At 43.3% G+C, this 17606-nt stretch carries 22 protein-coding genes; 20 read left to right on the top strand and 2 right to left on the bottom strand.

Annotated elements, in window-relative coordinates; all coding sequences use genetic code 11:
• Positions 1–181: 181 nt before the first annotated feature.
• The gene (locus R7041_RS01715; protein ID WP_104975362.1) at positions 182–1702 is read left to right on the top strand and encodes an aldehyde dehydrogenase family protein; all 1521 of its coding nucleotides are present in this window, start codon (positions 182–184) and stop codon (positions 1700–1702) included.
• Between the two features lie 126 nt (positions 1703–1828).
• On the opposite strand, the gene exsE2 is transcribed toward R7041_RS01715, so the two are convergent.
• On the bottom strand, positions 1829–2134 hold the full coding sequence (gene exsE2, locus R7041_RS01710) for a T3SS regulon translocated regulator ExsE2 (RefSeq protein WP_017821350.1): 306 nt from the start codon (positions 2132–2134) through the stop codon (positions 1829–1831).
• An 8-nt stretch (positions 2135–2142) separates the two neighbouring features.
• Positions 2143–2589, bottom strand: coding sequence for a type III secretion system regulatory chaperone ExsC (exsC, locus tag R7041_RS01705; RefSeq protein ID WP_005377174.1), 447 nt, complete (start codon positions 2587–2589; stop codon positions 2143–2145).
• A gap of 388 nt (positions 2590–2977) precedes the next feature.
• Here exsC and R7041_RS01700 point away from each other — a divergent pair, with 388 nt between their 5' ends.
• The 19 genes from R7041_RS01700 to R7041_RS01610 all read left to right on the top strand — a co-directional run bounded on the left by R7041_RS01700 (position 2978) and on the right by R7041_RS01610 (position 17598).
• Entirely contained in the window at positions 2978–3391 is a 414-nt protein-coding gene (locus tag R7041_RS01700) for a YscW family type III secretion system pilotin (RefSeq protein WP_047102708.1), read from the top strand.
• A 609-nt stretch (positions 3392–4000) separates the two neighbouring features.
• Positions 4001–4861 carry an AraC family transcriptional regulator gene (locus tag R7041_RS01695; protein WP_005377191.1) on the top strand — a complete coding sequence of 287 codons (861 nt, stop codon included), beginning with the start codon at positions 4001–4003 and terminating at the stop codon, positions 4859–4861.
• Between the two features lie 148 nt (positions 4862–5009).
• The gene (locus R7041_RS01690; RefSeq protein ID WP_206949662.1) at positions 5010–5990 is read left to right on the top strand and encodes a T3SS regulon anti-activator ExsD domain-containing protein; all 981 of its coding nucleotides are present in this window, start codon (positions 5010–5012) and stop codon (positions 5988–5990) included.
• A gap of 12 nt (positions 5991–6002) precedes the next feature.
• Entirely contained in the window at positions 6003–6431 is a 429-nt protein-coding gene (locus R7041_RS01685; protein ID WP_206949663.1) for a YscB family type III secretion system chaperone, read from the top strand.
• Positions 6428–8302, top strand: a complete 1875-nt coding sequence (sctC, locus tag R7041_RS01680) for a type III secretion system outer membrane ring subunit SctC (RefSeq protein ID WP_242531795.1) — start codon at positions 6428–6430, stop codon at positions 8300–8302. Before R7041_RS01685 ends, sctC begins: the two co-directional genes overlap by 4 nt.
• A 5-nt stretch (positions 8303–8307) precedes the next feature.
• The gene (gene sctD / locus R7041_RS01675; protein WP_017821344.1) at positions 8308–9609 is read left to right on the top strand and encodes a type III secretion system inner membrane ring subunit SctD; all 1302 of its coding nucleotides are present in this window, start codon (positions 8308–8310) and stop codon (positions 9607–9609) included.
• Positions 9596–9799 carry an EscE/YscE/SsaE family type III secretion system needle protein co-chaperone gene (locus R7041_RS01670; protein ID WP_149192513.1) on the top strand — a complete coding sequence of 68 codons (204 nt, stop codon included), beginning with the start codon at positions 9596–9598 and terminating at the stop codon, positions 9797–9799. The genes sctD and R7041_RS01670 overlap by 14 nt, the downstream gene beginning before the upstream one ends.
• 18 nt (positions 9800–9817) lie before the next feature.
• Entirely contained in the window at positions 9818–10066 is a 249-nt protein-coding gene (gene sctF, locus R7041_RS01665) for a type III secretion system needle filament subunit SctF (RefSeq protein WP_005377199.1), read from the top strand.
• A gap of 3 nt (positions 10067–10069) precedes the next feature.
• Positions 10070–10429: a YscG family type III secretion system chaperone gene (locus tag R7041_RS01660; RefSeq protein WP_033906171.1), complete on the top strand. Its 360-nt coding sequence runs from the start codon at positions 10070–10072 to the stop codon at positions 10427–10429.
• Positions 10426–11061, top strand: coding sequence for a YopR family T3SS polymerization control protein (locus R7041_RS01655; RefSeq protein WP_025768115.1), 636 nt, complete (start codon positions 10426–10428; stop codon positions 11059–11061). Before R7041_RS01660 ends, R7041_RS01655 begins: the two co-directional genes overlap by 4 nt.
• A gap of 8 nt (positions 11062–11069) precedes the next feature.
• On the top strand, positions 11070–11414 hold the full coding sequence (sctI, locus tag R7041_RS01650) for a type III secretion system inner rod subunit SctI (RefSeq protein ID WP_206949665.1): 345 nt from the start codon (positions 11070–11072) through the stop codon (positions 11412–11414).
• Positions 11414–12160, top strand: coding sequence for a type III secretion system inner membrane ring lipoprotein SctJ (gene sctJ, locus R7041_RS01645; protein WP_086012989.1), 747 nt, complete (start codon positions 11414–11416; stop codon positions 12158–12160). Before sctI ends, sctJ begins: the two co-directional genes overlap by 1 nt.
• Positions 12153–12818: a Yop proteins translocation protein K gene (vscK, locus tag R7041_RS01640; protein ID WP_206949666.1), complete on the top strand. Its 666-nt coding sequence runs from the start codon at positions 12153–12155 to the stop codon at positions 12816–12818. Before sctJ ends, vscK begins: the two co-directional genes overlap by 8 nt.
• Positions 12797–13435, top strand: coding sequence for an HrpE/YscL family type III secretion apparatus protein (locus tag R7041_RS01635; RefSeq protein WP_005387146.1), 639 nt, complete (start codon positions 12797–12799; stop codon positions 13433–13435). Before vscK ends, R7041_RS01635 begins: the two co-directional genes overlap by 22 nt.
• Positions 13436–13620: 185 nt before the next feature.
• Positions 13621–14052: a type III secretion system chaperone gene (locus R7041_RS01630; RefSeq protein ID WP_206949679.1), complete on the top strand. Its 432-nt coding sequence runs from the start codon at positions 13621–13623 to the stop codon at positions 14050–14052.
• 3 nt (positions 14053–14055) lie between these two features.
• Positions 14056–15219, top strand: a complete 1164-nt coding sequence (locus R7041_RS01625; RefSeq protein WP_104979260.1) for a VopS family T3SS effector adenosine monophosphate-protein transferase — start codon at positions 14056–14058, stop codon at positions 15217–15219.
• A gap of 255 nt (positions 15220–15474) precedes the next feature.
• Positions 15475–15921: a type III secretion system chaperone gene (locus tag R7041_RS01620; RefSeq protein ID WP_025768119.1), complete on the top strand. Its 447-nt coding sequence runs from the start codon at positions 15475–15477 to the stop codon at positions 15919–15921.
• A 10-nt stretch (positions 15922–15931) separates the two neighbouring features.
• Positions 15932–16909 carry a type III secretion system effector VopR gene (vopR, locus tag R7041_RS01615; protein WP_017821338.1) on the top strand — a complete coding sequence of 326 codons (978 nt, stop codon included), beginning with the start codon at positions 15932–15934 and terminating at the stop codon, positions 16907–16909.
• 230 nt (positions 16910–17139) lie between these two features.
• On the top strand, positions 17140–17598 hold the full coding sequence (locus R7041_RS01610; protein ID WP_005387141.1) for a CesT family type III secretion system chaperone: 459 nt from the start codon (positions 17140–17142) through the stop codon (positions 17596–17598).
• Positions 17599–17606 lie beyond the last annotated feature (8 nt).

The following is a 17606-nucleotide window of genomic DNA, read 5'->3' as shown; positions in this document are numbered from 1 at the left end:
TTTACACCATACATCCGCTCAAACGTCGCTCACTTGGTTTGTTATCGCTTGGTAATCATAGTTTTACATTTAATTAACAACAAGTGTGGTGTAGTTGGCGTGTGACTTGCGTAATGCTCTTTGTGAACAGTGCGATACGACACTGCAATAACACATTGAACGAGAAACAAAAGGAAGAGTTATGATCTATGCACAGCCAGGTAGTGAAAATGCCATTGTTAACTTTAAATCGCATTACGATAACTTTATCGGTGGGGAATGGGTAAAACCAACGGGTGGTGAGTACTTTGACAATATCTCACCAATCAACGGACAAGCGTATTGTAAAGTTGCTCGCTCTGGCGAGGAAGATATTAATTTAGCACTGGATGCCGCGCACAACATCAGAGCAAAATGGGCCAAAACCAGCGTGACAGAACGTTCGAACATCTTGCTGAAAATTGCTGACCGTATTGAGCAGCATCTAGAAGAGCTTGCAGTTGCAGAAACTTGGGAAAACGGCAAACCAGTTCGCGAAACCTTGGCGGCAGATTTACCTTTAGTAGTGGATCACTTCCGTTACTTCGCTGGCTGTATTCGCGCACAAGAAGGCAGTGCGGCAGAACTGGATGAGCACACCGCAAGCTACCACTTCCCAGAACCGATTGGTGTGGTTGGTCAAATTATTCCGTGGAACTTCCCAATGTTGATGGCGGCTTGGAAACTAGCACCGGCACTAGCGGCGGGTTGCTGTGTGGTATTGAAGCCAGCAGAGCAAACCCCAACATCCATTCTGGTTCTGATGGAAAAAATCGGTGACCTTCTTCCTCCTGGTGTCATCAACGTTGTAAACGGATATGGTTCTGAAGCGGGTCAAGCATTAGCAACCAGCAACCGCATTGCGAAACTCGCGTTTACCGGGTCTACGCAAGTTGGCAACCACATTCTGAAATGTGCAGCAGACAACTTGATCCCATCGACAGTTGAGTTAGGTGGTAAATCTCCAAACATCTACTTCTCAGATATCTTCGATTACGAAGATGAGTATCTTGATAAGTGTATCGAAGGTACGTTACTTGGTTTCTTCAACCAAGGTGAAGTTTGTACTTGTCCATCTCGCGTACTGGTTCATGAAGCGATTTATGACAAGTTTGTAGAGAAACTTACGGAACGTGCACATCTGATTAAACAAGGTAATCCGCTCGATACCGATACTCAAGTCGGTGCTCAGGCTTCTCAAGAACAGTTTGATAAGATTTTAAGTTACCTGGAAATCGGCCGTGAAGAAGGCGCAAAAGTGGTCTTTGGTGGTGGAGTGTCAGAACAGCCAGAGTCTATCAACCAGGGGTACTACATTCAGCCAACCATGTTGGAAGGCCACAACAAGATGCGAATCTTCCAAGAAGAAATCTTTGGCCCAGTGATCGCTATCACCAAATTCAAAGATGAGGCTGAAGCGTTGGAAATCGCAAACGACACTGAATATGGCTTAGGCGCAGGTGTTTGGACACGTGATGCGAACGTTGCATATCGTATGGGCCGTAATATTGAAGCTGGCCGGATCTGGATTAACTGTTACCACGCTTACCCTGCACACGCAGCGTTCGGTGGTTACAAAAAATCGGGTATCGGGCGCGAAACGCACAAGATGATGCTGGATCACTACCAGAACACGAAGAACTTGCTGATTAGCTACAGCATCGACCCGTTAGGCTTCTTCTAGTGAAACTAAGTAATTAATAAAGAAAAAGCAGTATGAATCAAAACCCCGAATCTTCGGGGTTTTTTATTAGCGTGAGCTTGTCGGCTGAAGGTTAACCTAGATGTTTAACCTGCTTATATTGTGATATCAGGAACGTTGAATTATCGCCACTTTTCGTTCCATAAGCTTTTCTACGGCGGCGTTTTGCTTGTCAATGTTGAGTTGCGGATCAAAGTCCAAAACGCGATTGCAAGATTCGAGACTGGCAAATTGATTTAAACATTCACCAAGCTCTCTTTTAGAGCTTGTTCGCATCAGACTGCTTTCTGATGAGGAGAGTAGGGTGACTTTACGGCCATGAAACGTTCCTTGCGGCACTGCATCACTTTGTTGCGCTTGTTGAACGTCATGAACCGATGAATTGGTGTATGTGGATTGGATGTCATTGGACATAAAGACACCTAAACTCTCAAGTCTAAAGTTTGTGGCATCGGTGGTGCCTCATCAATAGTTACATGAGAAGACAATAACGCTTCCCACGACTCGCTGTGCGTCAGCAATTCTGCTAAAGCTGTTTCAAAATATTCGTAATCCAGTCGCCTAATGTTAATGAGTCGGTTTAAACATAGGACGTGTCGGTGGTTATCTAAACTAAAAAATAACTGGTGCTCAGGCCAGTGATAATTAAAGGCCAAAAAAGAACGATAAAGATCGGAATTTACAATTTGAAGGCCAACAATCTCAGCTTCGAGCTGCAGAGTTGTCGATTCAGGATGAAAGATGATATGCACCCTTAGATTATCATCAAAGGCTAAGCTTACTTCATTTTCCGTTAGATGCAGTGCAGGCAAGCCTATTTGATGAGCAAACTTTAGCAAAATCTCATCGATAGTTTGGCGTGCTGACATAGGAATAGTCCCTTTTGAAATTTTATCAAGGAAAATATTAGATGTATCTCTTCATGTTTATCAATATTAGTCGGTTGTTATTATATTTTGGCTTTTAAATGTGTTGAGAGAAATAGAAAGGCAAAAGTAAATGTGTTCAGATGCATATCTCAATGGAAATGAGATATATGAATATCATTTTTCTCTAATAAACTTCAATTAAGGAAGGAATGAAAGTGAGCAGAAACTGCTTTTGAAATTACAGTCCATGTTAACTACGTGTTGTTGAAAAATGCGATTTATTGTCCGCTTGTAGTATAAATATAAGTTGATCTTTTATATTTTTACATAAAGAATTGTGTGAATTTCAAATGAGCTAGATTATATAAAATAAGTTTATGGGGTCATAATGAACAATTCTATATGGGCTGGTTTTATTGGGTTATTCATACTGAGTGGGTGCAGTCAGACTGTGTCCGTTAATGGGGTGGATGGCTTTGATACACAGAGTCAGGCATCAGTCTATGGTTGGGTTTCTGTCGACGGCTACTTTCCACCTTCGATTACTTCTCTTGAAGTGGAAATATGTAAAATTATTGATAATCAATGTTTTAAATCGGCATCTCAGAGCTACCAAGGCGTTCAGTTGCCTGTGCAGTATTCGTTTTTAATTGCACCAATTCAAGCTGGTGAAGGAAAAATGAAGATTATTGGAAAGCTTTATTCAAACGGTGATCTCGTTGCGGAAAAAGAAAAGAACTATTTATTTTTTGAGGGAAATAAACAAGAAAACTTGATTCTTGTTCCAAAAATAAACAGATAAAATTTTAAGTACTACATTTTTATTAGAGTTTTCTAATTTATAAAAATAAAGACTATATCTTTCCTGTTGTGAAAGATTTGTTGTCTTTTATAAACATTAATTACATGACTTTGAAGTCATCGGGTCAGTTGTTTTTTAGACTCATACTTGTTGCAAAAACAGTATTTTTTATGATTATATCTCGCTCCTTGAACACGTTGGCTTGGCGTTTTAGGCTATAAAACATACATTTTTATGATTTTGGAAATTTAATTTTGTTCTCGAAACGATGCCGAAATCTATTTAATTGTATTCTAATGTATAACAAAACAACCAAACTTAAATAACGAAATGATATTTAAGTTTTGGCTAATGATAAACGCTATCTGATAAAAATAATAAAGACGGACAGCAGAAATTTACTAAGTCAAACTTTTACCTTTAGGTAAAGGTAATGCTTGGGTTATTCGCTAATTATTCGGGGGGTATGGTAAGTGATAGAACTTCTATGCTCTTTTCTTTGCTTCTTTAATTCATACAGCAGTACTTAGAAATAACAACAATCAAAGTAGTGCTTTGAAAGTTTCTCAACATTTGCACTGAGAAACTCAAAATAATGAAGGGTAGAAAATGGATGTGTCAGGCCAACTAAACTCAGAAAGGGTCGACTCGAGTTCACGAAAAATTCGTAGTTTTTCCTGCTATGAAAAATCTGACGAAGTATTTCACTCAGACCAGTCTCACATTGTTGTCGTTCACAATGGTCAGCTTCGAGTTCAAACAGGTGATTGCACAATCGATGTTGCTGCAGAAAATGGGGTATTTCTATCCCAAGGAGATTACTTGTTAGAGTACTCTCCGCTAGATGGGGCATACAAAGCGTCGATTATTGCCTACGACAATGAACTCGTTAGTCAGTTGCTGCAAAAACACAGTGATCTCTTGATGATGCTGCCTAAGGTAGACAAAGTTTGTTCTGGTTTGTTTACTTTTGGTTTGAACATACTCGTTGAACAAGTGCTTTCCAGCATGCAGACGCTTGAGCAACAAGCGTACCCTGATGCCATTATGTGCCTAAAATACGAAGAACTACTCATTCTCTTGCTACACAGCAAAGGAGGAGAATCACTGTATGCGTTGCTGTCACAACAAACAAACCGTACGTCGGAACGGTTACGTCGATTTATGGAACAGCATTACTTAAAAGAATGGAAGTTGACAGACTACGCGCAGGAGTTTGGTGCCAGCTTAACCACTTTTAAAGAGCTTTTTAATGAGCACTATGGCATTTCTCCAAGAGCTTGGATCAGTGAGCGTCGACTACTGCATGCTCATAAACTGCTGTTGACGAGTAAGATGAGCATCGTAGATGTGGCGATGGAGGCAGGGTTTTCCAGCCAGTCTTACTTTACGCAGAGTTACCGTCGTCGTTTTGGAACGACCCCAAGCCGCGTACGTTCGGGAGACGATCAAGTGGCTATCGCGAAATGAAATGACTTGGGACTAAAATTTTCTGACTAATTTTGAAAGTCACTCACCAGTGTAAATTCTATTATGTATCGTGTAACAACGAACGATTAAAAATTATTACATCTCTTTCTTTCTGGATTGTTCGAAAGGGGTGCGGAGACGAACATAAATGAAAAAGCAGCATTGGCGACGCCGTTCGCTTTTTCCAGACAGCATAGTGACACAGCGGAAAGTGACTGTTTTACAAAGAGGAGCTCGTTATGAAAGCGCCTCGAAACCTACGCAGGATCTCAATGTTGTGCACGTCAATCACCGACAATTGTTGAGTGAAGGCGTCATAAATTATGAGCAGTTATCTTTACTTCAACGCTTGTTGGATAGAAATGTCGTCGATAGCCTATGCGCTAGCCAGTTAGTTAAAACGTATCAAAAACTTGGTGCTTCGATAGACCGGTTTGCCATGCGTTTATTTTTGGAAATTGGATCGCAGCTCAGTGATAGCAGCACAATCACAACGTTCGAACAAAGGCTGGACTACATCAACTCTCGTCTGGGCTTTCGCTTTAATTTGGCTGTCCCAAAAACGTTGATGCTTTGTTTCCATTTATCACTCAACGAGTGGATTAACCGACAAGTCGATCAAAGTGCTCTTCATGCTTCGATTAAAGTTGAACAACTTATCAATCAACTCGATATTCAGAAGGAATATTGGTCGAAGCTATCAGGGGAAGACACCAGTGCCGTCTTTGTTCAACAGCAACTCGATCTCATTAAGAGCCAGCAGCATCAACTTAAAAAGCAACTTGGGACGTTCAGCGAACAACAGTTGCAAGTGATTGAATGTCATCGTTCGTTAATTGAGAAGTGGCAACCGTCTTTAGACGAGCTGAAAGGGTTCGCGGAGTACACCTCTACAACCGAACAATTTATTTCTGAGTGGAAAAATTGGTGTTCGGAAGTGCGACTTGAAGCCCCTGAGCTGAACGAAGTTTGGGATGCATGCGATGTGGTTTACAACGACCAAAATGCGGTTGCGAAAGTATGGCAATGGTTCAAGAATATGCAAACTGTTGGTGATATCGATCACTACTATTTTGATACTCAAAGTGGTCAGTGCGGCCAGGCTTGCAATCACCTCAGCCAGATCTAAATAGGGCGTTAAATGTTAGATAAGATGATGAAATCTTTAGCGGAAGCGCTAAAGGTAAGGGATTTTATTGCCTCAGAAAATGGTTCTTACAACATCGAGGTTGACCAGTTATCACTGACCATCAAGCAACATGCGTCATGGATTTTATGGGAAGCGACGTTACCCTTCCAGTTTAAAGAGCATCTAGATTATCAACAAGAACAAGCGTTACAACGTTGCATGCAGCTCTCATTAAAAACCATTCGTGAGGATGGCGGCGTACTGACAACCAATGATGATCAGCAATTGATTTTGCAAAGTAAAGTAAGGGTTGAGGACTGTTCCGTGGAACGGTTCTCTGCTTTGCTTTCTAAGCACGTCAATCTATGTGAGCGTTACATTGCATTATTAGAACAAGAACGCGTGAACCACACAATCAACCATACAGTGTGGTTACCATGATGCAAAAAATCTTTCCCAACATTAGACGTGCTGCAACAAAGGCATTGTTATGCGCAGTGAGTGTTGTTCCTTTGGGATATGCGCAAGCAACAGACTTACACTGGCCTGAACAACCGTTCCGCTACTATGCAGATAACGACTCATTAAAAGAGTTGTTGAATAACTTCGGTGCAAATTATCGTGTCTCGGTTTCTGTTAGTGACAAAGTCAACGATCGAGTGAATGGGCGTTTTACCCCTGAAGATCCGGCGGAATTCCTCGATTACTTATCGCAAGTGTACAACTTGATGTGGTATTTCGATGGTGCCGTCTTACATGTCTATAAGGCGACAGAAACTCGCTCACGTTTACTTCAATTGGAATTACTTACGGCTAGAGAGCTACGCAGCACGTTAATTTCCACCGGCGTTTGGGATTCTCGTTATGGTTGGAGAGCTGCTGAGAGCAAAGGGTTAGTCTATCTTGCGGGTCCTCCACGTTATGTCGACTTAGTGGTACAAACGGCGGAGGCATTGGAAACGCGCTTGCTGCAGAAATCGAATTCAACCGACGAATTATTCGTTGAGATAATTCCTTTGAAGTACGCTTCTGCAACGGATAGAGAAATTGCATATCGAGATCAGACAATTACGGTCCCGGGCATCGCATCGGTGTTAAAACGGGTCGTGTCTGGTGTTCAAACGCAAGTGGCGAGTGCGTCTAGCAAAGAAGTTACCAGTCCAGATAAGCCTGTAAAAAGTAATAAAACCGCCTCAGTTCATGGTGGCGCAACAGTTGAAGCAGAGCCGGGCCTTAATGCGATTATCGTTCGTGATACTCAAGCACGATTACCGCTCTATCGTAAACTGGTCGCGCAATTAGACAAGCCGCAATCAAGAATTGAAGTCGCGCTATCGATTGTCGATATCAGTGCCAACGATTTAAGTCAGTTAGGCGTGGATTGGCGAGCGGGAGTGTCTGTCGGAAACAACCGCATTGTCGATATCAAAACAACAGGTGATGTGAATTCGGGGGATGTGACGCTCGGCAGTGGACAGAACTTTAAGTCCTTGCTTGATTCAACCAATCTAAATTACTTGCTGGCTCAAATTCGTTTATTGGAATCCAAAGGCAGTGCTCAAGTGGTTTCAAGACCAACATTGTTAACTCAGGAAAATGTCGAAGCGGTACTGAACAACAGCAGCACGTTTTACGTCAAGCTGGTTGGTAAAGAAACCGCAGCGCTGGAAGAGGTCACGTATGGCACGTTACTGAGAATTGTCCCACGTATCGTTGGTGATAGATTTGCTGCACGACCTGAAATTAACCTGAGCCTTCATCTCGAAGACGGTGCAAAGATCGCTGATGGTGGCGTCGATGATCTTCCTTCCGTTCGTAAAACTGAAATCAGCACCTTAGCGACGGTTAAACAAGGGCAAAGCTTACTTATCGGTGGTGTGTACCGAGATGAAGTGAGCCATCAGTTACGTAAAGTGCCATTGCTAGGAGACATCCCATATTTAGGCGCGCTGTTTAGAAGTAATACCAATACTAAGCGCCGCACAGTACGAATGTTTATTTTAGAACCTCGAATTGTTGTGGATGGTATTGGCGATAGTGTGTTGATTGGCAACGAATATGACTTGCGACCAAGTATCGGCAAGCTTAACAACATCTCCAACAATAGCGCTGAATTTAAATCGGTAGTGGAAGTATATAGCTGCACATCGAGGGTTCAAGCCGAGCGCTATCAACAAGACTTATTGTCACAGCAAAAGTCGTCTCAATTAACGCAGTGCCGATTACCAACAGGGCAAAAGGGTTGGCGGGTGAAAGTATTGGAATGTGATGACTCACAAAGTGAGTGTGTGCGCCCTTCAGAGGAGTCTTAACCGCGATGCAGCAATGGAAAATTCGTATTTTATCAGGCGTGCATACCGGAGTAGAAGTCACCTTACCTGAAGGTGCTCTCGTGCTTGGCAGTGACGACTTTATTGCTGATCTTGTACTGTCTGATGCTGGGGTCGAAGCGAACCATTTCACCCTCGTTTGCCAGCAAGACTCGGTCATTTTACGAGGCTGCGAAGAGGCAAATATTAACAGTGAAGACATCGCTGTTGCAGGTGATGGTATCGAGTTGTCACGCCATGCTGTTGTCTCGGTCGGCGTTGTGAAGTTCGCTCTGGGATACGCGGAAGATGCGTTAATTGTGAGTAACGTCAGCGACGAATCTAGCCAACAGAATACACCTGTGGTTGCTGTGCAACGCTCTAGCTGGAAAAAAACAACGCTCATCGCTTTGCTTTGTAGTTTTGTCCCGAGTGTCATTTTTGCCGGTATGTGGTACAGCCAAGCTAACGGAAACAACAATGAAATTGTTACAGAAGCAGAACCCATTGTTTTGGTACGTAACATCTTAGGCGAGCTCAAACTTAGCGACGTTCGCGTGGAATGGAATGCCGCCGCACGCCAAGCAGTCTTAGAGGGCTATGTTGAAGACCGAACACAGAAACTCGATCTGCTTGGTCGAATTGATGTATTGGGCATAAATTACAAAAGTGACTTAAGAACGATGGAAGAAATCCGTCGCGGGGTTCGATTTATTTTGCGCAACCTCGGCTATCACCAAGTGAAAGTCGAAAATGGCGATGAGACCGGCACACTGCTGCTGACGGGCTATATCGATGATGCCAGCCGCTGGAACCAAGTTGAACAAATCTTGGAGCGAGACGTGCCTGGTCTTGTTGCGTGGAAGGTTGAACTGCAGCGAGCGGGTGCCTACATGGATACGCTAAAAGCGTTATTAACGGATGCGGAGCTACTGAAGAAAGTCCAGTTGGTCACCAGCGGTGATCGCATCGAAGTTCGTGGTGAGCTTGATGATATCGAAACGACTCGATTTTACGGTGTGACCCGAGACTTCCGGGAACAATATGGTGAGAAACCGTACTTAGTTTTGAAATCCATACCTAAGGTGAGTAAAGGCACTAACATCGATTTCCCGTTTCGTAGCGTTAACTTTGGCCAGGTTCCATATGTGATTCTGACCGATAACGTTCGCTATATGGTCGGTGCAAGAACGCCTCAGGGCTACCGAATATCCAGTGTTACACCTGCTGGTATTGAGTTGGTTAAAGGCGGGCGGGTGATAACAATAGAACTTGGATATGAAGGCGAGACGAACAATGACAAATCTTGAACAAATTTTAAATAACGACACAAACGGTGCGGAAGTGCACAAGATTAAGAGCAAGCTCTTAGAAGCACAAGCGGTGGTGAAACGTCAGTTGGATTTAGGGTGCTCACCACAGCAGTACCAATTGCTACTCAAACAGTATGAAGCTTACTCAGCCGCCCATGCGGTCGTTGAATCATACGAAGCTAACTAAAAAATACGAGGAAGTCTTATGTCATTTTACGATGCTAGTAACAGTGTAAACCTTGATGATGTTAAAGCTAAGTTAGAACAACAAGCGAAAGATGCCAACACAGAAGTGACGGCAGCCATCAAGAACCTAGAAACCAATGCCGATGATCCATCAAAGCTTGCCGAGCTTCAGCACGCGATCAACAAATGGTCTGTTGTTTACAATATCAATGCGACCACGACTCGTGCGATTAAAGATGTGATGCAGTCGATTCTCCAGAAGGTGTAAAGCATGGAACGAGAAACGCGCCAACTGCTGGCTGAAATCGCGCTGATGGCAACAGGTATGCATCGTCATCAAGAAGCCAACACGATTGCAGATGGCCTTGAAGCAAGCTCAGGTTCTGAAGAGACCGTTGCGATGATTCGTGCAATGAGCCTCATGAATAAAGGCTTGTATGAAGAGGCTCATCAATTACTCGAACCACTTTGTAACGCCTATCCAGATCTGATCAGCTTAGCGGCTCTCGCTTCTGCCAAAGCCGGTTTACTGAGCAAAGCGGAAAACTGGGTAGAACTTGCGTCACAAGGAAGCGAAGAAAGCCAAGCATTTGCTGCGAGCTTTTCTCAGGACATTAGGAATCTTGGATGATCATTGATTCAAGCAACCTAAGTCTTCAACACCAATCTTTGCGTCAGTCGGAGTCGCGCCATTATGAGCGGAGCGATGAAGACAAGATGAAAGCACTCATGGAGCGAAGTGACAAGCAAGAGCAAGTTTCACATGTTTCTCCAAAAGAGACGCTAGAGAAAACAGAAGCGAAACTGGCGGAGATTAAAGCGTGGTACGAATCATTAAAAGACGCAGAGGTTGTCAGTAAACAAAGTGTCTTATCATCGTTAAATGAAGCGTTTTCCGACCCTCAAGTTAAACGAGAGGCAATGTGGTACGCCTTTCATGAGGCGAAGAGTGCAAAAGGCAACGAGCAGCCACAATCTGATTTGTTAAAGGTGTTGAAGCAGGAGTTACTAGGGAATTTTTCGGGACAGCTTATTGCCGAACCACCTGCTGATAAAACAGCACTAAAAGCAATGCTAGCGCAGCATTTTCCACTGGGTGCCCAGAAAGAACAAGCCTTATGGCATTGCTGGGCAGAGTTGAAGTCGTTACCTGATATGGCATCAACACTGGACATGGTTCGTGATGAACTTAGCTTCATGATCCAAAAAAATGCGATGGTGAAAAACATCATGACTCACAGTCACAAGTTAGATTTATCTTAGGAGTACATATGATAAACACGCAGTACACCGAGGTGATCCAAACCAACATTGATAAGTTGCAGGATGCGCAAGTCGAAGACGGTTTAAGCGAACGTTTTGAGCAAGCCATGTCGGTTCCCGAGGCAAGTAATGGCCTGGAGGGAGGTTTGCTAGAAAACATCAGCGAGTTGAAAAACACTATCGATAACGCGAAAAGTAACCTGCAAGACAACATGAAGATGGTGGGTGATGATCCGGCGCAATTACTGCAAATGCAGTGGGCGCTGACACGCATTACTTTTCAAGAAGAGCTGATCGCGAAAACCGTGGGTAAAACCACACAAAACGTAGAAACCTTATTGAAGGCACAATAGTGATGATGAATAAAATGAGAGCAGTTTTCATCATGCTCACGTTGTTTCTGGTAGGTTGTCAGACCGAGCTATACACCAACGTTACTCAGAAAGAGGGTAATGAGATGTTGTCGATCTTACTATCCGAAGGTGTCGTTGCAACAAAAGAACCTGACAAAGACAACACCGTCAAGTTAATGGTAGACAGTTCTCAAATCGCCTTCGCGGTAGATGCGCTAAAGCGAAAAGGTTATCCAAGAGAGCAGTTTTCTACACTGAAAGAGGTGTTTCCTAAAGACGATTTGATCTCGTCACCATTAGCAGAACGAGCCCGTTTGGTGTACGCGAAATCTCAAGAGCTCTCGTCAACCTTATCTCAGATTGATGGCGTGCTGGTGGCACGTGTTCATGTTGTTTTGGAAGATCAAGATCTGCGTCCAGGAGAGCGCCCAACTCCAGCTTCTGCCTCCGTATTTATTAAACACGCAGCAGATATTGCGCTTGATTCATATGTTCCGCAGATCAAATTATTAGTGAACAATAGCATTGAGGGGCTGAACTACGATCGAATCAGCGTAGTGATGGTACCCTCATCAGAGGTTCGAGTTGCTACTCAAAACAATCAATTTAAAAGCATTTTGTCGGTTCAGGTCACCAAAGAGACGGCGAATAATCTTATCGCCATTTTGGTGTTCTTGGTAGCGGCACTCATCGGCTCAAATATCGCTACTTTTACATGGTGTCGTAGGAACACGAAGCGTGGTTAAACCAGAAACACCACTCGCGCAGGTACAACACCAGTTTAACTATGCGCCTTGCCAGTACATCCATAGAAGTTGGATAGAGCAAAAGCAGCCTTGGTTACTAAATATCGAAGGCTGGAGAGATAACCCCATGTTTAACCAATGGTGCATAAATGAGTGGGCGTTATCTCCCGTTCCTGAGACGGCTTTTAACAAACCTTGCCATAGCTTGGCGTTGCTCCCAGCGGATGCGTTGAACCAACTCGTATTGATGGTGGGCGGAGCTTTACACTGTGTGGCAATGCGAGGCGTTGTTTTAAAACGCCCGAAACAGGTTCTGAACAACGTTTTTGGTTTGGAAGGCGCTCGGTTCTTAATTCAAAACGGGCCTATGCTGTTATCCAGCTGGCCGCAAGGCTGGCAGCGTTCGTTACCAGAACTATTGGATGAAAGGTCTGTTGAAGCAAGCATGAGGGCGCTGGGATATTTTTGGATGAGGTTTATTTTGATTAACTCACCGGAAGATGTTGTTCTTCGTTGGCAATTCAAATTAGAAAAGCAATTTAGCGAAAACGCGGAAACAGCTAACTGGTTGGAAGCGGATCAACGAGATCTGGCGTATCGACTCACAAAAAAAATCGCAAAACAGGTTATTCCTCAATGGTTTCATTTGTTGAAATAAAAACAGACAATTTGCAGCTGGCACCTGGCTTAAAGGTGCTGAAAGCGAAAGATTATGCCAGTTATCTGGATTCGCAACACTTAGTTGAAGCCGCGAACTCCAAAGCTGAAAGCATCATTGCTAATGCCCAACAAGCCTACGAAACCGAAAAACAACGTGGTTATCAAGATGGCCTTGCACAAGCCAAGATTGAAAATGCGCAAACGATGGTTGAAACCTTAGCACGTTGTAATGACTACTATCAGCAAGTCGAAGAAAAAATGACAGGTGTGGTGTTAGAAGCAGTACGTAAGATCATCGATACCTTCGATGATGTCGATACCACGGTGAGTGTAGTTCGAGAAGCGTTGCAACTGGTGAGTAACCAAAAGCAGGTCATTTTACATGTCCACCCAGAGCAGGTTGTTGAGGTGAGAGAAAAGGTGGCTGGTGTATTAAGTGATTTCCCTGAAGTCGGTTACGTTGACGTGGTAGCAGATGCGCGCTTGAAAAATGGAGGCTGCATTTTGGAAACAGAAGTTGGGATCATCGACGCCAGTATTGATGGACAGCTGCATGCATTAAAGCAAGCCATGGTGAAGCAGCTCAGCGAGCGTAAAATTACGATTCATGAATAAACCTCAAAAACTCAGCACTTGCTGAGTTTTTTCATTTTAATGCCTTTAAACAAAAAAAATCCGACCATTTCTAAAATATTCACTGCCATAAATCCTTAAGAATACACCTAAGAAAGCTGCTTAGTTGATAAGTGTTGCAACCAAGCAGCGCCTCTAAAACAACAAAAATAGGATTATTTAGTCGAATGGCTAATGGATTTATAACTTCTTTACTGACAGATTTTGCCAGCCGCTGCCAATTGGAGCCGTTGGTTTTTGATGAGGATGATTGTTGCCATCTACTCGTTGAGCAAAACACAGCAATCACAATTCGTGCACAAGAAGATCGTGTGACGCTTATCGGGCTAATTTCAGGTGATAAACCGAGTGCTGATATTTTGCATCAACATATGAAAGGTGCCTTAACGCAAGGCTCTCCAGCGGTATGCTGGGAGGAAGAGACCGGATATATCGGTTTCATACACCTGCCTCAGCAACTGCTAACTGCATCTTTTTTCGATGAGTCATTTGCGAATTTCATCGAGTGGTTAAAAAGTGCGAATACACAAGAAGTAACCAATAAAACAACCGAAGTACCGGAAACGAATACCACTCATTTTTCCACATTAAGGGTTTAAAACATGATCAGTTTTGGAAGTGTTAGCGCGTTGCAGGCCGCCATGCCGCAAGCTCGTAACGAGATACTTAACGAAGGTAAGCTGAGTATTGGTGGCAAAGAATACCAAATCAACGCAGCGACCCAAGAATTTACTCGCGCCAATCCTACGAATGGTGCAGTAGCGCGATTTTTTGAAGCGACAGGAAAACTGTTTCGCGAAGGTAGCCCACAATCGGTAGCGAAAGCCCTTACAAAAGCCGTATTTGATAATGAGCAAGGACAAGCTCAGCGTTTACAAGCTGCTTCTTCTGTTGAGCATGGACAAATGTTCTTCAAAGATGGAAGCATAAAAACCGCATCAGATGTCTTAAATGCCTTTGCGAAGTTAGACAGTAAATCAGTTCAGTCGAACTCTGCTGAGCTAAACCAGTTAGCAGAGCGAGCGATGACAGAGGCAATGTTAGAAACCGATTCTGGTAAAAACCTCACATCACTGATTGGCGAAAGTGCAGCGAAGTCGCTTGCTGGACGTGTAGTAAAAGACTACGGCGGTGGTGTATCTGCAGCGAAGAAAAACCCGGCAGGTAGCATTAATCAAATGCAAGCGGTGTTTGATATGGAGGTGATGCATCTTAAATCGGCGCAACGTCATATCGAAGGTCTAGCAAGCACCGATCTAAGCCAAGGTGTATACGCTGAAGGACTGGCAGAGGACGCGTTTAACAAAAGTGGCGTAACCAATAATGTTGAAAGAGCTGCGGCGTGGATCATTAATGCTTCTAACTCTAAAGGAAACGATGCCGAAAATATTACGTCTTTACTGAAAGAATACGCGTCTAATGGTAAAGACTTATTGAATATGGAAAACCTAAAAGAGCTACACGCTCGATTGGTGCCTAATGTTGAGCGTGATTACCGAGGGCCAAATATTTCGGGTGGCACTTTGCCTTCAAGTATTGGCGGTGAGGGCATGTTAAAGCAGCACATTGAAGGCTTTTTGAAAGAGAACCCTGTAGAAGATAAAGACTTAGGTAAACATTTGTTCGCCGGAGTTATCGGGTACCATGGCTTTACCGATGGAAATGGTCGCATGGGGCGTATGCTATACGCGATAGCAGAACTTCGTAACGACTCGTTCAATCCTTTAGCTATGGATGCAGAAAATAGCCTTCACGGTATTAAGTGATTTTTTACTTCTATTTAATTTTTGGAGCGGCGATTGCCGCTCTTTTATTTTCCAGCTTAACCTTAATTTTTCTTCTCAATAAAACGGCTAATAGCAATAAAAATGAGACGTTGAAATAAAGTGTCGGTTTCTATCTCGCCATAAAATCTCTTTTCTCCTTATTCGCTTATTTAAATGAGCCGTTATACCCAAGTGGCTTCGCTGAAACAAATATATCGATGTCACTTAGTTATAATAAATTAGACAGGACACAACATGGATACAGGAAAGATTAATATGCTTCTCTCTGAGCTAGGAGAAGTGCTGAACCTTGAGCGCGTGACAGCGTATGACGATCAAATGTGGTCACTGCATTTTGCTGAAAACAACAGTGTCGATGTTCTGCTCGTAGAGGAAAAAGGCGAGTTATTGATTTCCAAAAACCTGCTTATAGAACAAGATGATATTACGCTAGATAAACTTCAAGTTTTACTTGAATACAACTTTTTGTATCGAGAAACAGGTGGTGTGCAGTTTTGTGTGAATCCAACACGCAAAGACGTTGTTCTTCAAGTTGCTATCGCGACTGGAAGTGAACTCACCAACATTGCTAACTTAATCATTCAGTTGAACGAATTAGTTGATACTTGGGGACAGTTATTTCAAAACAACACGGTTGTAGATTTTAGCCAAACAGACGTACACGCATTTATTCAAGTTTAAGGCATCACACATGGTCAATATTAATACATCGCAAATGCACTCGTTGAGTCAGTTAACGTCACATTTGGCGACACAAAATCAAGCTGACGACAAAGAGGTTCGAGCACACAACGGTAAAGATATTTTTGTTAAAGAGGGCGCACCAAAAAATAAAAGTATCAGCGCGCGTATTAGCCACCAGAATAAAGCGAAAGATATTGTAGTGAACCTGCTTACTAAGCAGGGTATTCCTAAAGATGTTGCGAAGCTCATGCTGAAAAATGTGTTGAATGGTGAAAACAAGTTAACGCTTGGGAGCCTGAAAAATCTTGAGAGATTGTCGTCTGGCCCTAGCTCAAATTGGCCCACTGCACAAACGGCAGCCTCTTCTTCCAAAACCAATAAAGCCTCATCGAGTGTCGCGCTTATCAACGAACATAAAGCCAACCTTCAAAAGCTTGGTGATTTTGCCTGTACGGACTTAAATACGTTCGGTGTTAAGGGGTCACAGTTTTATGAAACAAAAGGAAAGCCACGACTAAAAGAGCTTCACGCGGATCAAGCGCGAATCATGCAAGATCACAGAGCGACGATGTCCGCAAACGGAGTTCAAGCTGCAGCACAAAGAGGAACCGCACCGCAATTAAGCACTCTACAGAACATTGCTAAGGCAGTACAAACCGCGAAAGCCGGCTGCTGTACTACATTTGCTTTTGCTGCCGCCGCTGAGATGATTCAAGGCATGTCAGGAACACCTGAAAGTGAACCCAAAGTAGAAGTGGTTGCGTTTAAAAAGGGTCATTCAGGTACACACCTTTATGTACTGGTTGGTCGACAAGAGGGGAGCGACATAAAAGATCCATCAACGTGGAGTAAGGATGTGAAAATTGTTGACCCGTGGGCGACATCTGCATTCGGTGCACCAATGTTTGGAGATGCACAACGACCACCTGTTTCGAATATGTTCCCGCCAACAGAAGTCATTTTTGATAGCCATAAACTGGGTTAGTCACTCTGCAAAAGAAGTGAGCAAATACACCATGCTAAGCATCTAACCTTTATTGAAAGAGCAGCTCTGAGCTGCTCTTTTTTATTACTCTGGCAACTCGTTTTTAGAGCGAGATTTCTGCGGAAAACCTCACAATGAAGGCGAAAAAGTGACAAAAATAAAGCCATTACCGACATCGTTCAATCTGCAATCGTTGTTCAATAGAGTTATTGAAACAAAAGGAAAAAGTTATGAACACGATTCAACAACTGCTCTTGGAGTTTTGCCAACTCAATGAGTTGCCCGAACTGAATTTTGAAGAAAATGAACGTTGTCAGCTACTGGTCGATGATCGCTACATGTTGTATTTCATCGCTACAGATACGGATGATTTGATGCTGTCTGTAACGTTCGGAGGGTTAGAAAAATCCGGTGAACAACGACTAAAAGGTTTAGAGCTTCTTGCTCATGCTAACTATCAAGGAATTGGTAGTGGCAGCCTCGCACTTGCTTTAGCTCCAAATGGTCGACAGCTTGTCTTAGCAGGACGTAAACCCGTTGAGCATCTAAATACGACGAACCTTACCGCTTGGTTTCACGAAGTTATTGAACAGGCCGAGCTGTGGCAAGCGCGTTTCGCAATGTTGGATCAAGCGATTCCAACCACCTCTAATCATGAACAAGCTCATGTTCAATCACTTCGTGTGTAGGAGAGAAA

The organism is Vibrio sp. 1751, assembly GCF_033339895.1.
In the GTDB taxonomy this organism is placed as follows: Bacteria; Pseudomonadota; Gammaproteobacteria; order Enterobacterales; family Vibrionaceae; genus Vibrio; species Vibrio alginolyticus.
Note: the sequence above shows the minus strand (reverse complement) of the source record. Positions and strands in the feature narration are given on the sequence as shown.

What these genes read in the sequence shown, in the direction of transcription:
- R7041_RS01660 (WP_033906171.1), top strand. Translation starts at nt 10,070, where the DNA reads ATGGAACGAGAAACGCGCCAACTGCTGGCTGAAATCGCGCTGATGGCA.
- R7041_RS01715 (WP_104975362.1), top strand. Translation starts at nt 182, where the DNA reads ATGATCTATGCACAGCCAGGTAGTGAAAATGCCATTGTTAACTTTAAA.
- R7041_RS01670 (WP_149192513.1), top strand. Translation starts at nt 9,596, where the DNA reads ATGACAAATCTTGAACAAATTTTAAATAACGACACAAACGGTGCGGAA.
- R7041_RS01655 (WP_025768115.1), top strand. Translation starts at nt 10,426, where the DNA reads ATGATCATTGATTCAAGCAACCTAAGTCTTCAACACCAATCTTTGCGT.
- sctI (WP_206949665.1), top strand. Translation starts at nt 11,070, where the DNA reads ATGATAAACACGCAGTACACCGAGGTGATCCAAACCAACATTGATAAG.
- R7041_RS01610 (WP_005387141.1), top strand. Translation starts at nt 17,140, where the DNA reads ATGAACACGATTCAACAACTGCTCTTGGAGTTTTGCCAACTCAATGAG.
- R7041_RS01635 (WP_005387146.1), top strand. Translation starts at nt 12,797, where the DNA reads ATGGTTTCATTTGTTGAAATAAAAACAGACAATTTGCAGCTGGCACCT.
- R7041_RS01630 (WP_206949679.1), top strand. Translation starts at nt 13,621, where the DNA reads ATGGCTAATGGATTTATAACTTCTTTACTGACAGATTTTGCCAGCCGC.
- sctD (WP_017821344.1), top strand. Translation starts at nt 8,308, where the DNA reads ATGCAGCAATGGAAAATTCGTATTTTATCAGGCGTGCATACCGGAGTA.
- vopR (WP_017821338.1), top strand. Translation starts at nt 15,932, where the DNA reads ATGGTCAATATTAATACATCGCAAATGCACTCGTTGAGTCAGTTAACG.
- R7041_RS01625 (WP_104979260.1), top strand. Translation starts at nt 14,056, where the DNA reads ATGATCAGTTTTGGAAGTGTTAGCGCGTTGCAGGCCGCCATGCCGCAA.
- exsE2 (WP_017821350.1), bottom strand. Translation starts at nt 2,134, where the DNA reads ATGTCCAATGACATCCAATCCACATACACCAATTCATCGGTTCATGAC.
- R7041_RS01685 (WP_206949663.1), top strand. Translation starts at nt 6,003, where the DNA reads ATGTTAGATAAGATGATGAAATCTTTAGCGGAAGCGCTAAAGGTAAGG.
- exsC (WP_005377174.1), bottom strand. Translation starts at nt 2,589, where the DNA reads ATGTCAGCACGCCAAACTATCGATGAGATTTTGCTAAAGTTTGCTCAT.
- R7041_RS01700 (WP_047102708.1), top strand. Translation starts at nt 2,978, where the DNA reads ATGAACAATTCTATATGGGCTGGTTTTATTGGGTTATTCATACTGAGT.
- R7041_RS01695 (WP_005377191.1), top strand. Translation starts at nt 4,001, where the DNA reads ATGGATGTGTCAGGCCAACTAAACTCAGAAAGGGTCGACTCGAGTTCA.
- sctF (WP_005377199.1), top strand. Translation starts at nt 9,818, where the DNA reads ATGTCATTTTACGATGCTAGTAACAGTGTAAACCTTGATGATGTTAAA.
- R7041_RS01690 (WP_206949662.1), top strand. Translation starts at nt 5,010, where the DNA reads ATGAAAAAGCAGCATTGGCGACGCCGTTCGCTTTTTCCAGACAGCATA.
- sctC (WP_242531795.1), top strand. Translation starts at nt 6,428, where the DNA reads ATGATGCAAAAAATCTTTCCCAACATTAGACGTGCTGCAACAAAGGCA.
- R7041_RS01620 (WP_025768119.1), top strand. Translation starts at nt 15,475, where the DNA reads ATGGATACAGGAAAGATTAATATGCTTCTCTCTGAGCTAGGAGAAGTG.